Here is a 13,409-nt window from a genome sequence, read left to right as displayed (position 1 = left end):
CTTAAAGGTGTATTTACAATGCGTGTTTATAAGTTATAAGATGCATTTAAAATGCATGTTTAAGCCCTCAAGGGAGTTCACCTATGTTAGACGCAAAAACCATTGCCACTGTGAAAGCCACCATTCCTGCCCTGCTGGCGACCGGCCCGGCGTTGACCGCCCATTTCTATGACCGAATGTTTACTCATAACCCCGAGCTGAAAGAGATTTTTAATATGAGCAATCAGCGCAACGGCAATCAGCGTGAAGCGCTGTTTAACGCCATCTGCGCCTATGCCAGCAATATTGACAATCTGGCTGCCCTGCTGCCCGCCGTGGAAAAGATTGCGCAGAAGCACACCAGCTTCGCCATTCAGCCCGCGCAGTATCAGATTGTCGGCCAGCATCTGCTGGCAACCCTTGATGAAATGCTCAGTCCGGGCGACGAGGTGCTGGATGCCTGGGGCAAAGCCTATGGTGTACTGGCGGGCGTGTTTATTCAGCGGGAAGAACAGCTTTATCAGCAGGCCGAGGAAAAAGTGGGCGGCTGGCGTACGCCGAGGGCGTTTCGCATCAGCGCCATTGAGCCGCAAAGCGAGGTGATCAAAAGCTTTATTCTCAGCCCAACCGATGGTCAGCCGGTGGCGGATTATCAGGCGGGTCAGTATCTTGGCGTCTGGCTGCAAGATAAGCGTTTTGCCAATCAGGAGATACGCCAGTATTCGCTGACCCGCGCGCCCAATGGCCGGGATTATCGCATTGCGGTGCGCCATGAACCGGGCGGCACGGTGTCTGGCTGGCTGCACCAGCATGCGCAGGTCGGTGATGAGCTGAGACTGGCCGCACCGGCGGGTGATTTCTTGCTGGCCGTCTCTCCTGAGACACCGGTCACCCTGATCTCCGCCGGCGTCGGCCAGACGCCGATGCTGGCGATGCTGGATGTGCTGGCCTCTCAGCAGCATCCTGCCCGCGTGCAGTGGTTCCATGCTGCCGATAATGGCAACAGGCATGCGTTTGGTGAGGAAGTGGCGGCTTCAGCACAACGTCTGCCCAACTTTTCGCAGCACCTGTGGTATCGCGATCCGCTGCCGCAGGATGCCGGACGTTTCGACAGCGCCGGCGTGATGAATTTACTGCCGCTGGAGAGCCAGCTTAGCGATCCGACAGGTCATTACTACCTTTGTGGGCCGTTAGGCTTTATGCAGCAGGTGGCGCAACAGCTGGTGACGCTGGGCATTGACAGCGCCCGCATCCATTACGAAGTGTTTGGTCCGCACAAGGTGCTGTGATCGGTCAGCCAGAAACGACATCGCCGCCCTGTAAAGGACGGCGATGTGATGGGCCAGACGGGAGAGGCGAAAAATCAGATCGCTTCTTCGTCTTCCTCGCCGGTACGAATACGCACCACGCGTGCCACATCAAAGACAAAGATTTTGCCATCGCCAATTTTGCCGGTCTGCGCGGTACGCATGATGGCTTCGACGCAGGTATCGACGATATCGTCAGCGATAACCAGCTCAATCTTCACCTTCGGCAGAAAATCGACCATGTATTCCGCACCACGATAAAGCTCGGTGTGTCCTTTCTGACGACCGAAGCCTTTCACTTCAGTCACGGTCATTCCAGTAATCCCTACTTCGGCCAGTGCTTCACGCACATCGTCGAGTTTGAACGGTTTGATTATGGCATCAATCTTTTTCATGGCAGACCCTTTTCATTCTCTCCGCGGCCGGAGAGTAATCTCTGTTCAGTATACGTGCAACGGACAGCTCCCGCTGCGCGGTCTGTCTCTTTTTCAGCGTGCTTAAGCTAACATATCTCAGCCGTGAAGCGGCACAAAAAAACTACTCTTTAAAATCAGAGGCATCCAGCTCGTGGCGGGATAACAGCTTATAGAATTCCGTGCGGTTGCGCCCGGCCAGACGTGCGGCATGGGTGACGTTGCCTTTGGTCATTTGCAGCAGCTTGCGTAAATAATTGAGTTCGAACTGGTTTCTCGCTTCCACGAAGGTCGGTAGCGCGGTGTTTTCGCCCACCAGCGCCTGTTCAACCAGCGCTTCACCAATCACCGGTGCCGAACTCAGCGCCACGCACTGTTCAATCACGTTGACCAGCTGACGGACATTCCCCGGCCAGCTGGCGGCCACCAGTCGCTTCATCGCGTCGGTCGAGAAACTGCGCACAAAGGGTTTGTGCCGCTCGGCCGCCTGCTTCAACAGATGATTCGCCAGCAGCGGAATGTCTTCTGAACGCTCATGCAGCGCGGGAATTTTCAGGTTAACCACGTTCAGGCGGTAGAAGAGATCCTCACGGAACTCTTTCTTTTCCATCGCTTTCGGCAGATCGCGGTGCGTTGCCGAGAGGATGCGCACGTTAATGTCCTGATCGTGGTTGCTGCCGAGCGGACGCACCTTGCGCTCCTGCAACACGCGCAGCAATTTCACCTGCAACGCCTGTGGCATATCGCCGATTTCATCGAGGAACAGCGTGCCGCCTTCGGCTGCCTGAAACAGACCTTCACGCTGGCTGACCGCGCCGGTAAAGGCCCCTTTGGCGTGACCAAACAGCTCCGATTCCAGCAACTGCTCAGGCAAGGCACCGCAGTTAATGGCGATAAAGGCTTTGCCGGCTCTTGGGCTGGCGGCATGGATCGCCTGGGCGAGGATCTCCTTGCCGGTGCCGCTCTGGCCATTGATCAGCACGCTGACATCCGACTGAGCGACCATTCTGGCCTGTTCTAACAAGCGCAGCATTACCGGGCTGCGGGTCACAATGCTTTCGCGCCAGGCATCATCACTTGCGGGTGCGCGGTGTGCCAACGCCTGATCGATAGCACTGTAAAGCGCATCGCGGTCGACGGGTTTGGTCAGAAAGCTGAACACGCCCTGCTGGGTAGCGGAGACCGCTTCAGGTATTGAACCGTGGGCGGTAAGAATGATCACCGGCATGCCAGGCTGCTGCTTTTGGATTTCGTTAAACAGCTCGACGCCATTCATTTCGTCCATCCGCAGATCGCTGATCACCAGGTCGATCTTCTCCCTTTGCAACAATCGCAGCGCTTCCGGCCCGCTTTCGGCCGTTTGCACGCTAAAGCCTTCGCTGCTCAAACGCATTCCCAACAGTTTCAACAGGCTGGGATCGTCGTCCACCAGCAGCAGATTGGCTGATTTCTTTATCATGGCTGCGCAGCATCCTCGGGTGTTGTGGCCGGCGTGCTTCCGTCGCTCTTATCGGTGTGGCTGCTATCGGACGCATCCGGAGAACGGCGGGATGAGAGCTGGCGTTCAATATCGGTCAGTGACTCCAGCTTACGGCGGGTGACGCTGAGTTCGTTAGTTAACGCCAACTGGTGCTGGCGCAACGCATCCAGCTCGGCATCACTGCTTTGCTGCAGATGGTGGTAGCGGGTTCTCTCTTCCGACAGTTGCAGTAGCCCCATCTGATCGTCCCGCCACAGTTGAATGAGTGGACGCAGCGAAGAAGGATAGTCGGCACTAAAGGTGTCCAGCCGCGCCATATACTGCCGCCGTTCGACCGGCGTGACGTTGCCATTATTCAGCAATACGCCCTGCTTGAAGGCGCTTTGCCAGTTATCCGTTGGCCAGCGCCGGGCTTCTTCACGGGCTTCAGCCGGGGAAAGACGCACCGCACAATCCATCGCCCGTAACCAGTACAGTGAACTGTTCAGCGCCGTGTCACTGTCGATGTCCCATAAGCGGTTGCAGTCAATCAGCTGGAAATTGACGATTTTGATTTCGGGTTCGGTCAGCGGTTTACCGTTAATGGTCATGGCCGGATCGGGGGCTTTGCTGCTGCATGCCGCCAACAGCATAGCGATGGCGACCACAGCGGAAACAGGGAGGGTTCTCATTATTGGGCATTCCCGACGATGGCGTTAAGTTCGATACGAAAACAGACTTCTTCCGCTTCACTGTTAACCAGTTGCAGATCGCCCTGCAGGCGATGGATACAGTCCCTGGCGATGCTCAGCCCAAGTCCGCTGCCCTTTACGGCGCCTTTGCGCTGCTGGTTGCCCTGGAAGAAAGGCTCAAAGATCATTTTTCTCTCGCCTTCAGGGATGGTGCTGCCGGTATTTGCGACCTCGATCAGCACCTTGCGCCCCTGCTGGCGGCTGCGGATCCAGATGGTACCGGATTCTCCGCCGTAATGTATCGCATTCGAGTAAAGATTATCGATGGCCCGCGCCAGCAGCGTGGCGTCGGCGCGACAGGCCGCAACCGGTAGCGTCACTTCAGTCTGCATCATTTTAGCTCTGGCGGTCAGGCTGTGCGAACTGACGATGCCGTTGATCAACGGATCCAGCTGCACCTCGCCCATCGCCACCGGGGCTTCAGATAGCTTGCGGTTGTAGTCCAGCAGCTGCTCGATCAGCCGCTGCAAATGGCGGCTGCTTTGATCGAGGATGCTGACCACTTCCTGCTGGTCCGGCGTTAAGGTGCCCACCACTTCGTCCGCTAACAGCGCGGTGCCTTCACGCATACTGGCCAGAGGGGTTTTAAGCTCATGAGAAATATGACGCAAAAACTCATGGCGCTGGGATTCCAGCCACGCAAGCCGTTCGCTCAGCCAGAGGATCCGTTGCCCTAACGAGCGCAATTCACGCGGGCCTTTGTACGCCAGGTTGTGGCTAAGCTGTCTGCCCTCTCCCAGCCGATTAATCATTCTCTCAACCGCCTTGACCGGGCCGATAATCATTCGGGTAAACAGCAGCACCAATCCCAGGCTCAGTAAGAACAATATCAGCGCCTGCCAGCCGAAATACTGGCCGCGTTCGGCAATTTCGCGCTGAAGTTGTAAACCGCGCGAGAAAACCACTTCGCGCGTCGACTGAACCAGCTGCGCATTTGCCGTCGAGAACGCCTCCAGCGCGTCGGAAGCGGCCTTCACTGGATTGCTGTTATCGCAGCTGATTTTTACCAGCTGGCCCAAGGCGTTATGCAGCGTGGTGGCAATCCGGCTGTCGGGCAGTACGGAGGATTGGGCATCAAGCATCTGCGCGTATTTGGTGCGTTGGGTCTGATAGAGGTTGGCGAGCATCGGATCGTCCAGCACGCAGTACTGCCGATAGCTACGCTCCAGTTCCAGCGCGGTTCGCGCCATCGCCTCGCTGCGACGAACGTCGGTCAGCGTAGTGCGGTTGGTATCCGCCGCCCTTTCGCTCAGCGCAGACAGGCTTTCCCATGCCTGCCAGGCCAGCACCAGTAAAGGCAGCAGCACCAGCAGAAAGGCCATTAATACCAGTTGACGAAGGGAACGAGGGAATAAACGCCATTTTTTCACAAGAGTTTCTCATTTTGCACGCTGCAACGATGCTAGCTGAGTGACGCGCGGGAAGAAAGCCCTGGATCCAAAACGAAAAATGGCAGATTCAAAGAATCTGCCATTCACGCTGTGAGGACATCCGTCATCACAGAAAATTAGGTGGTGCCTAACTCAACGTTGCGTCCGAAGCTTGATAGAGCCACAAAGTGGACTGTATCGGTTTGGTGGACGGCAGGCACCGTATTGTGCGTCATTCGGGTTGTTATGAAGCGCTTGACCGCTTTCGCAGGGCTGTCGTAACCAGGTGAATGAGCCACTGCAGAGATATTAGCAATAGTCGTGCCAATTTTATAATTAATCATTAACACAATGATTTCTATAACAAAGATAAATGCGGGGTAACTGGAGTCAGCGCGTTCCGGACCTGATGGTCAAAAGAAACTGTCGCTGAATAGAAACGTTATTCGGATAAAACTCAGCGAGTGAGTGAAATCAATAACTTAGATGTCACTTATTGGCGACAGTGCCAACAGGCCACTGTCGCAATTTTGCAACAGGTGGGCAGAACGTAAAAGGGCAACCCCGGAGGGTTGCCCTGTAAACCCGACTTAGCCGAGTTGTTTGCGCGCGTTACGGAAGATCCGCATCCACGGGCTGTCTTCGCCCCACTCTTCCGGGTGCCATGAGTTGCTCACCGTACGGAACACACGTTCCGGGTGCGGCATCATGATGGTCACGCGACCGCTTTCGTTGGTCACCGCGGTAATACCGTTTGGTGAACCGTTAGGGTTCGCCGGGTACTGCTGAGTCACCTTACCGAAGTGGTCAACGAAGCGTAATGCCACCAGACCTTTGTGCTCCAGCGTCGCCAGATGCGCATCATCACGCACTTCCACGAAGCCTTCACCGTGCGATACCGCAATTGGCATACGCGAACCCACCATGCCTTCCAGCATCAGTGATGGGCTTGCCGCCACTTCCACCAGGCTGAAACGGGCTTCAAAGCGCTCGGACTGGTTGCGCACAAAGCGCGGCCAGGCTTCGCTTCCCGGCACCAGTTCGCGCAGGTTGGACATCATCTGACACCCGTTACAGACGCCCAGTGCCAGCGTTTGCGGACGGTGGAAGAAGGTTTCGAACTCATCACGCACGCGGGAGTTGAACAAAATCGACTTCGCCCAACCTTCGCCTGCGCCGAGCACGTCACCATAAGAGAAGCCGCCACAGGCAACCAGCGTCTGGAACGCTTCCAGACCACGGCGTCCTGCCAGCAGGTCACTCATGTGCACGTCAACCGCATCAAAACCGGCGCGGTGGAACGCGGCCGCCATTTCAACGTGGGAGTTAACGCCCTGCTCACGCAGCACGGCAACTTTCGGACGCGCACCGGTCGCGATGTATGGCGCGGCGATATCTTCTTCTGGCTTAAAGGTCAGCGCCACGTTCAGGCCGGGATCCTGGTCGTTTTTCTTGGCCTCGTGTTCCTGATCGGCACAGGCCGGGTTATCACGCAGACGCTGCATCTGCCAGGTGGTTTCTGCCCACCAGGTACGCAGCGTGGTGCGGCTTTCGCTGTACACCGCAGAGTCGCCAGAGGTGATCACGAAACGATCGCCCTGAACGGCCTTGCCAAGGACGTGCACACAGTCAGCCAGACCGTGTTGAGCAAACACCTGCTCAACCTGAGCACGGTCTGCCGCAGCCACCTGAATCACGGCACCCAGCTCTTCGTTGAACAGCGCGGCCAGTGAATCGTTACCCAGCGCAGCGATATCCGCTTCAACACCGCAGTGACCGGTAAAGGCCATTTCAGCCAGCGTGACCAGCAAACCACCGTCTGAACGGTCGTGGTAAGCCAGCAGTTTGCCATCCGCCACCAGCACCTGCATGGCGTTGAAGAAGCCTGCCAGCTGCTGCGCGTCACGCACGTCTGCCGGCTTGTCGCCCAGCTGACGATAAACCTGTGACAGCGCCGTGGCGCCCAGCGCATTGATGCCTTTGCCGAGGTCGATTAACAGCAGCGCGTTATCCTGCTGCGGCTGCAGCTGAGGCGTTACGGTGCGGCGCACGTCTTCCACGCGGGCAAACGCGGTGATCACCAGCGACATCGGTGAGGTCATTTCACGCTGTTCGGTGCCGTGCTGCCAGCGGGTTTTCATCGACATGGAGTCTTTGCCCACCGGGATAGTAATGCCCAGCGCCGGACAAAGTTCTTCGCCAACCGCTTTCACCGCTTCATATAAACCGGCATCTTCGCCCGGGTGACCGGCTGCGGCCATCCAGTTAGCCGAAAGCTTGATGCGCTTCAGCGAACCAATCTGCGTAGCGGCAATGTTGGTCAACGCTTCACCCACCGCCAGACGGCCGGATGCGGCAAAGTCCAGCAGGGCAACCGGCGCACGTTCGCCCAGCGCCATCGCTTCACCGTAGTAGCTGTCGAGGCTGGCCGTGGTCACCGCACAGTTCGCCACCGGGATCTGCCACGGGCCAACCATCTGATCGCGCGCAACCATACCGGTAACCGAACGGTCGCCAATGGTCACCAGGAAGGTCTTCTCAGCGACCGCAGGCAGGTGCAGAACACGGTTCACCGCATCCGCAACCGTTATGCTGTCGCGGATCAGCGGCTCACCCTGCGCTTTCAGCGTGGTGACATCGCGGGTCATTTTCGGGGTTTTACCCAGCAGCACGTCCAGCGGCATATCGATAGGCTTGTTATCGAAGTGGCTGTCTTCCAGAGAAAGATGCATCTCTTCGGTGGCTTCGCCGATCACCGCGAATGGCGCACGTTCACGCTTACAAAGTTCGGCAAACAGTTCCAGCTTCTCTGGCGCAACCGCCATCACATAGCGTTCCTGGGACTCGTTACACCAGACTTCCAGCGGGGTCATACCCGGTTCGTCGTTAAGAATGTCACGCAGGTTGAAGCGACCGCCGCGCTCGCCGTCGCTGACCAGTTCAGGCATCGCGTTAGAAAGACCGCCTGCACCCACGTCGTGGATAAACAGAATCGGGTTGTCTTCACCCAGCTGCCAGCAGCGGTCGATCACTTCCTGGCAACGACGCTCCATTTCTGGGTTGTCGCGCTGTACCGAAGCAAAATCCAGATCGGCATCAGACTGGCCGGAAGCCATGGAAGAGGCTGCACCGCCGCCTAAACCAATGTTCATCGCCGGGCCACCCAGCACGATCAGCTTGGCACCGACGGTGATTTCGCCTTTCTGCACATGGTCAGCACGGATGTTGCCGATGCCGCCAGCCAGCATGATTGGCTTGTGGTAACCGCGCAGCTCCACGCCGTTATGGCTGTTGACCTGCTCTTCATAGGTACGGAAGTAGCCATTCAGCGCAGGACGACCAAATTCGTTGTTGAATGCCGCGCCGCCCAGTGGGCCTTCGGTCATGATATCCAGCGCGGTGACGATACGGTCAGGTTTGCCGAAGTCTTCTTCCCACGGCTGTTCAAAACCTGGGATACGCAGGTTAGAAACCGAGAAGCCAACCAGACCCGCTTTCGGTTTCGCGCCACGTCCGGTTGCGCCTTCATCACGGATTTCACCGCCTGAACCGGTTGCCGCACCCGGCCATGGCGAAATCGCCGTCGGGTGGTTATGGGTTTCGACCTTCATCAGAATGTGCGCTTCTTCCTGATGGAAGTCGTACAGCCCTTTTTCTGCGTCCGCATAGAAACGGCCCACCTGAGAACCTTCCATCACCGCGGCGTTGTCTTTATAGGCAGACAGCACGTGGTCCGGGGTCTTCTCCATGGTGTTTTTGATCATCTTGAACAGCGATTTTGGCTGCTGCTCGCCGTCGATAATCCAGTCGGCGTTGAAGATTTTATGACGACAGTGCTCGGAGTTCGCCTGGGCAAACATATACAGCTCGATGTCGTTCGGGTTGCGCCCGAGTTTTTCAAAGGCCGCCAGCAGGTAGTCGATTTCATCATCGGCCAGTGCCAGACCCAGCTTACGGTTGGCTTTATCCAGCGCGTCACGGCCTTCACCCAGCACGTCGACGCTTTGCAGCGGAGCAGGCTGGTGATGAGCAAACAGCTGTTCAGCCTGGCTCAAATCGCTGAGGACCACTTCCATCATGCGGTCATGCAGCAGCGCAGCCAGCAACGACCACTGGGCGTCGGTCAGCTGTGGGGCCTTAACATAGAAAGCCAGACCGCGCTCCAGACGAAGCACCTGAGGCAGATCGCAGTTGTGCGCGATGTCGGTGGCTTTGGACGACCACGGCGAAATGGTTCCCGGACGTGGTGTCACCAGGATCAGGCGCCCTTCCGGCGTATGTTCCGCGAGAGAGGGACCGTACTTCAGCAGGCGCTGTAAACGGGCTTTTTCATCAGCAGCCAGAGGCGTGCTGACGTCAGCAAAATGGACGTACTCAGCGTAAATGTCACTCACCGGCAGGTGAGCGTCCTGAAAGCGGGCCAGCAATTTAGTAATACGAAATGCCGACAAAGCGGGCGAACCACGCAGAATTTCCATCATCAAAGATCTCTCGTCTTCGAAGCGCCGGGCGACGCTTCTTTGGGCGCAACAGGGAAAGCGGGCGGTATTATAGAGAATCCCCACCGGTTACGAAACCGTTTGCGCAGAATAAATCGCACCAGGGAATTGGCTGAAATTCACACAATTCAGGTTGAATTCAGTTGCGCAGGGGCACCGAGTTGCGCAAAATGCCCCACGCTCAGGAACCATTATAGACATCAAATACTGCCGTTACAGACAGAACCTGAGAGCAATCGAGAGATAACCATTTGAAACGCCTGAAAATTAATTATCTTTTCATCGGCCTGGTTACCGTGCTGCTTGCGTTGGCACTGTGGCCATCGATCCCCTGGTACGGGGGTCAACAGGACCAGATAGAGCAGATAAAATCACGGGGAGTTTTGCGTGTGAGCACGTTAACTTCCCCGCTGACTTACTACACCATTAATAAAGCCCCAGCCGGAATGGACTATGAGCTGGCGAAACGCTTCGCTGATTATCTTGGCGTGAAGCTGCAGATCACCGTCCGGCAAAACCTCAGTGACCTGTTTGACGACCTGGAAGATGATAAAGCTGACGTGCTGGCCGCAGGCTTAATTTACAGCGGCGAACGTCAATCGCGCTTTCGTACTGGCCCCACTTATTACTCCGTATCCCAGCAACTGGTTTACCGGATGGGTAAGCCACGGCCAAAAAACCTCGGTGAGCTGCATGGCCGACTGACCGTCGCCTCCGACTCTGCCTACCTTTCCACCCTGCGCGGCATTAAGCAGAATCAGTATCCCGATCTGGATTGGGCGATTTCGACCGATCAGAGCCCGAACACCCTGTTGGAAGCGGTGGCCGATGGCAAACTGGATTACACGGTGGGGGATTCCGTGTCGATCGCCCTGCTCCAGCGCATCCATCCGCAGCTGGCGGTCGCCTTTGATATTACCGATGAAGAGCCGATTACCTGGTATATGCAGCGCGATCAGGACGACAGCCTGAATGCAGCGATGCTCGACTACTTTAATCAGATGGGTGAAGAAGGCGCGATGGCCCGTCTGGATGAGAAGTACCTCGGCCACGTGGGGACCTTCGATTATGTCGATACCCGCACCTTCCTGCGCGCCATTGATGGCACGCTGCCGGATATTCGCCCGCTGTTTGAAAAGTATGCCAGCGAAATCGACTGGCGTTTACTGGCGGCGATTTCCTATCAGGAGTCGCACTGGAATCCTCAGGCAACCTCCCCGACCGGCGTGCGCGGCATGATGATGCTGACCCGCAACACGGCTGAAAGTCTGAACGTCAGTGACCGCACCGATCCCGAGCAAAGCATCCGTGGCGGCAGTGAATATCTGGTGCGAATGATGGAAAAAGTGCCGCAAACCATCCCAGACGATGAGAAGATTTGGTTTGCTCTGGCGGCCTATAACATGGGTTATGCCCATATGCTGGATGCCCGTAAGCTAACGGAAAAACAGAAGGGAAATCCGGATAGCTGGGCAGATGTGAAGCTGCGTTTGCCGATGCTGAGCCAGAAACGCTATTACAGTCAGACCAACTATGGCTATGCCCGTGGTCAGGAAGCCTATAACTACGTGGAAAACATCCGGCTGTATCAGATAAGCCTGGTGGGCTATTTGCAGGATCAGGAGCGGAAGCTGGCACAGCAGGCGGCTTATGAAGCCGAGATGGGGGAAGGCTATCCGGCTGTGGCCCCTAAAATTGCGCTGAACTAACGGCATTCAGGGGCAACAGACCGCAACTCACTGGTCGTCTTCGGCAGCCTGCTCGCGTTGTTGCAGGCGCAGTGCCTTTTTTTCTGCGCGACGGTGACGGAAGAAATCACTCAGCATGCCCGCGCACTCTTCCGCCAGCATCCCCTCTTCCACCTTAACCTGATGGTTCATGCCTGCGTGGCCCAACACGTCGATCAGCGATCCTGCTGCGCCGGTTTTCTCATCCCTTGCGCCAAACACCAGCCTGCCGATCCGTCCATGCACCATCGCCCCGGCGCACATCACGCAAGGCTCCAGCGTGACGTACAGCGTGGTGTCCAGCAGCCGGTAGTTTTCCAGCACTTTCCCACCCTGACGCAGCGCCATAATCTCGGCATGCGCAGTGGGATCATGGTGGCCGATCGGGCGGTTCCAGCCTTCGCCAATCGCCTTATCGCCCTGTACCAACACCGCACCGACCGGCACTTCACCCTCTTCCCAGGCACGACGCGCCAGCATCAGAGCATGGCGCATCCAGAATTCATCGCTTACTTTGTCGCTCACCTGAGTCTCCAGCTAAAAAACGCGGCACAGTATACCTGTTTTACTCAAGCTGTTGCAGCTCGCCCTGCGGCGTGACGCGCCAGCGGTGCTGGCAGAAGAACAGCAGCGGGTTATCCTGCTTACTGTCGCTGTAGCCGCTGTACAGCTGCAACGGCGTGCCGATCTTCTCTTCCAGCCGGGCCACTTTTTCATGCCCCAGGCAGCGCATCGACAGCACCCGGCCACCGAAACCGCGGCTCATCTGGCTGGCGATCAGCTTTACCTTCGGCAGGAAAGCCGAGTCAAAATAGACCTGCTCCACCAGCCGTTGCGGTGAACCGGTGATTAACCAGACGTCCGCATCCGAGCTGTTCAGATAGTCCGTCAGCCGTTGCTGAACCACCGGGAAGGCCGTGACGCGCTGACGGAACCACTGCGCAAAGGCATTTTCCTTCGCCGTCAGGCTTTCCTCGCTATGGCCAAAGGTGATCGACCACAGCAGCAGGCTCATCGGCCAGCGTGCCGCCCGTCCCTTTATCAGTAAACCGGCGCCAATCACCGGCAGCAACGGCACCACCAATAGCAGGTTCAACGGCTGGCGCTTCAGTAAATAGCGCATAAAGGTGCCGAACATATCCTGCTGATGCAGCGTGCCGTCTAAATCAAAAAACACCACGCGTCGTTCCTGACCAGTTATCAAAAATTACTCCTCAGGGTCATTGAATCCCATAAACCAGGCAAAGAGAAAACCGCAGACTACCGCGGCAAGCCACCCTGCGAGATAGAGCATTACCTTACCAGAGATGATAGTGAGCGCCAGCGGCAGACCCGAAATACCAAAAGTAATCACCGTCGCCACCTTGGCATAGCTGATCACCGCGCCGCCGACCGCACCGCCCAGACAGGCGGCAATAAATGGCCGGCCTAAAGGCAGCGTGACGCCGAAGATCAACGGCTCGCCAATACCCAAAATCCCCACCGGAAGCGCCCCCTTCACCAGCTTTTTCAGTCGCGCATTGCGGGTTTTCAGCAGTACCGCCAGTGAAGCGCCCACTTGCCCTACCCCGGCCATTGCCAGAATTGGCAGCAGCGCGTTGTAGCCATGCGCCTGAACCAGCTCGACATGAATCGGCACCATGCCCTGATGCAAACCGGTTAACACCAACGGCAGGAACGTGCCCGCCAGTAGCGCGCCGACCAGGATGCCACCGCGATCGATGGCCAGGGTTGCGCCGTGCGCAATCGCATCTGACATGATCCCGCCAAGCGGCTGTAATGCCACAATCGCCAGCGTTGCCGTGATAAGTGTAGTCAGAAGTGGGTTAAGGATCAGCTCCAGTGCTTCTGGCAGCCACTGCCGCAGCTTTTTTTCAATCCAGCACATCAGCACAACCACCAG

General features: G+C 57.0%; 10 protein-coding genes. 2 read left to right on the top strand and 8 right to left on the bottom strand.

Annotated elements, in window-relative coordinates; all coding sequences use genetic code 11:
• Positions 1 to 83 precede the first annotated feature (83 nt).
• Positions 84 to 1,268: an NO-inducible flavohemoprotein gene (hmpA, locus tag AC0IXH_RS00050; RefSeq protein ID WP_471719716.1), complete on the top strand. Its 1,185-nt coding sequence runs from the start codon at positions 84 to 86 to the stop codon at positions 1,266 to 1,268.
• 74 nt (positions 1,269 to 1,342) lie between these two features.
• Here the strand turns inward: hmpA and glnB are convergent, their stop codons facing one another.
• From glnB to purL, 5 genes are all read right to left on the bottom strand, one after another.
• Positions 1,343 to 1,681: a nitrogen regulatory protein P-II gene (gene glnB, locus AC0IXH_RS00045; RefSeq protein WP_013203412.1), complete on the bottom strand. Its 339-nt coding sequence runs from the start codon at positions 1,679 to 1,681 to the stop codon at positions 1,343 to 1,345.
• A 142-nt stretch (positions 1,682 to 1,823) separates the two neighbouring features.
• Positions 1,824 to 3,158, bottom strand: coding sequence for a two-component system response regulator GlrR (gene glrR / locus AC0IXH_RS00040; RefSeq protein WP_013203413.1), 1,335 nt, complete (start codon positions 3,156 to 3,158; stop codon positions 1,824 to 1,826).
• Positions 3,155 to 3,850 (bottom strand): two-component system QseEF-associated lipoprotein QseG, encoded by a 696-nt coding sequence (gene qseG, locus AC0IXH_RS00035; RefSeq protein ID WP_049789621.1) that lies wholly within the window; start codon positions 3,848 to 3,850, stop codon positions 3,155 to 3,157. The genes glrR and qseG overlap by 4 nt, the downstream gene beginning before the upstream one ends.
• Positions 3,850 to 5,280 (bottom strand): sensor histidine kinase, encoded by a 1,431-nt coding sequence (locus tag AC0IXH_RS00030; protein ID WP_041692098.1) that lies wholly within the window; start codon positions 5,278 to 5,280, stop codon positions 3,850 to 3,852. The genes qseG and AC0IXH_RS00030 overlap by 1 nt, the downstream gene beginning before the upstream one ends.
• A gap of 590 nt (positions 5,281 to 5,870) precedes the next feature.
• Complete coding sequence (gene purL / locus AC0IXH_RS00025) at positions 5,871 to 9,761, bottom strand: phosphoribosylformylglycinamidine synthase (RefSeq protein ID WP_471719715.1); 3,891 nt, start codon at positions 9,759 to 9,761, stop codon at positions 5,871 to 5,873.
• A gap of 269 nt (positions 9,762 to 10,030) precedes the next feature.
• On the opposite strand from purL, the gene mltF reads away from it, so the two are divergent.
• Entirely contained in the window at positions 10,031 to 11,488 is a 1,458-nt protein-coding gene (gene mltF, locus AC0IXH_RS00020) for a membrane-bound lytic murein transglycosylase MltF (RefSeq protein ID WP_013203417.1), read from the top strand.
• Between the two features lie 27 nt (positions 11,489 to 11,515).
• On the opposite strand, the gene tadA is transcribed toward mltF, so the two are convergent.
• The 3 genes from tadA to AC0IXH_RS00005 form a co-directional block, all read right to left on the bottom strand.
• The gene (gene tadA / locus AC0IXH_RS00015; RefSeq protein WP_013203418.1) at positions 11,516 to 12,031 is read right to left on the bottom strand and encodes a tRNA adenosine(34) deaminase TadA; all 516 of its coding nucleotides are present in this window, start codon (positions 12,029 to 12,031) and stop codon (positions 11,516 to 11,518) included.
• Positions 12,032 to 12,071: 40 nt separating this feature from the next.
• Entirely contained in the window at positions 12,072 to 12,710 is a 639-nt protein-coding gene (gene yfhb, locus AC0IXH_RS00010; RefSeq protein ID WP_041692099.1) for a phosphatidylglycerophosphatase C, read from the bottom strand.
• 3 nt (positions 12,711 to 12,713) lie between these two features.
• The coding region (locus tag AC0IXH_RS00005; protein ID WP_471719714.1) for a PTS sugar transporter subunit IIC at positions 12,714 to 13,409 on the bottom strand (696 nt) is incomplete at its 5' end.

Source organism: Erwinia sp. AC075 (assembly GCF_979253995.1).
This window is presented reverse-complemented; position numbering and strand designations above follow the sequence as displayed.

Coding starts and splice junctions, on each gene's coding strand:
- hmpA (WP_471719716.1), top strand. CDS start 84: ATGTTAGACGCAAAAACCATTGCCACTGTGAAAGCCACCATTCCTGCC.
- glrR (WP_013203413.1), bottom strand. CDS start 3,158: ATGATAAAGAAATCAGCCAATCTGCTGCTGGTGGACGACGATCCCAGC.
- qseG (WP_049789621.1), bottom strand. CDS start 3,850: ATGAGAACCCTCCCTGTTTCCGCTGTGGTCGCCATCGCTATGCTGTTG.
- purL (WP_471719715.1), bottom strand. CDS start 9,761: ATGATGGAAATTCTGCGTGGTTCGCCCGCTTTGTCGGCATTTCGTATT.
- glnB (WP_013203412.1), bottom strand. CDS start 1,681: ATGAAAAAGATTGATGCCATAATCAAACCGTTCAAACTCGACGATGTG.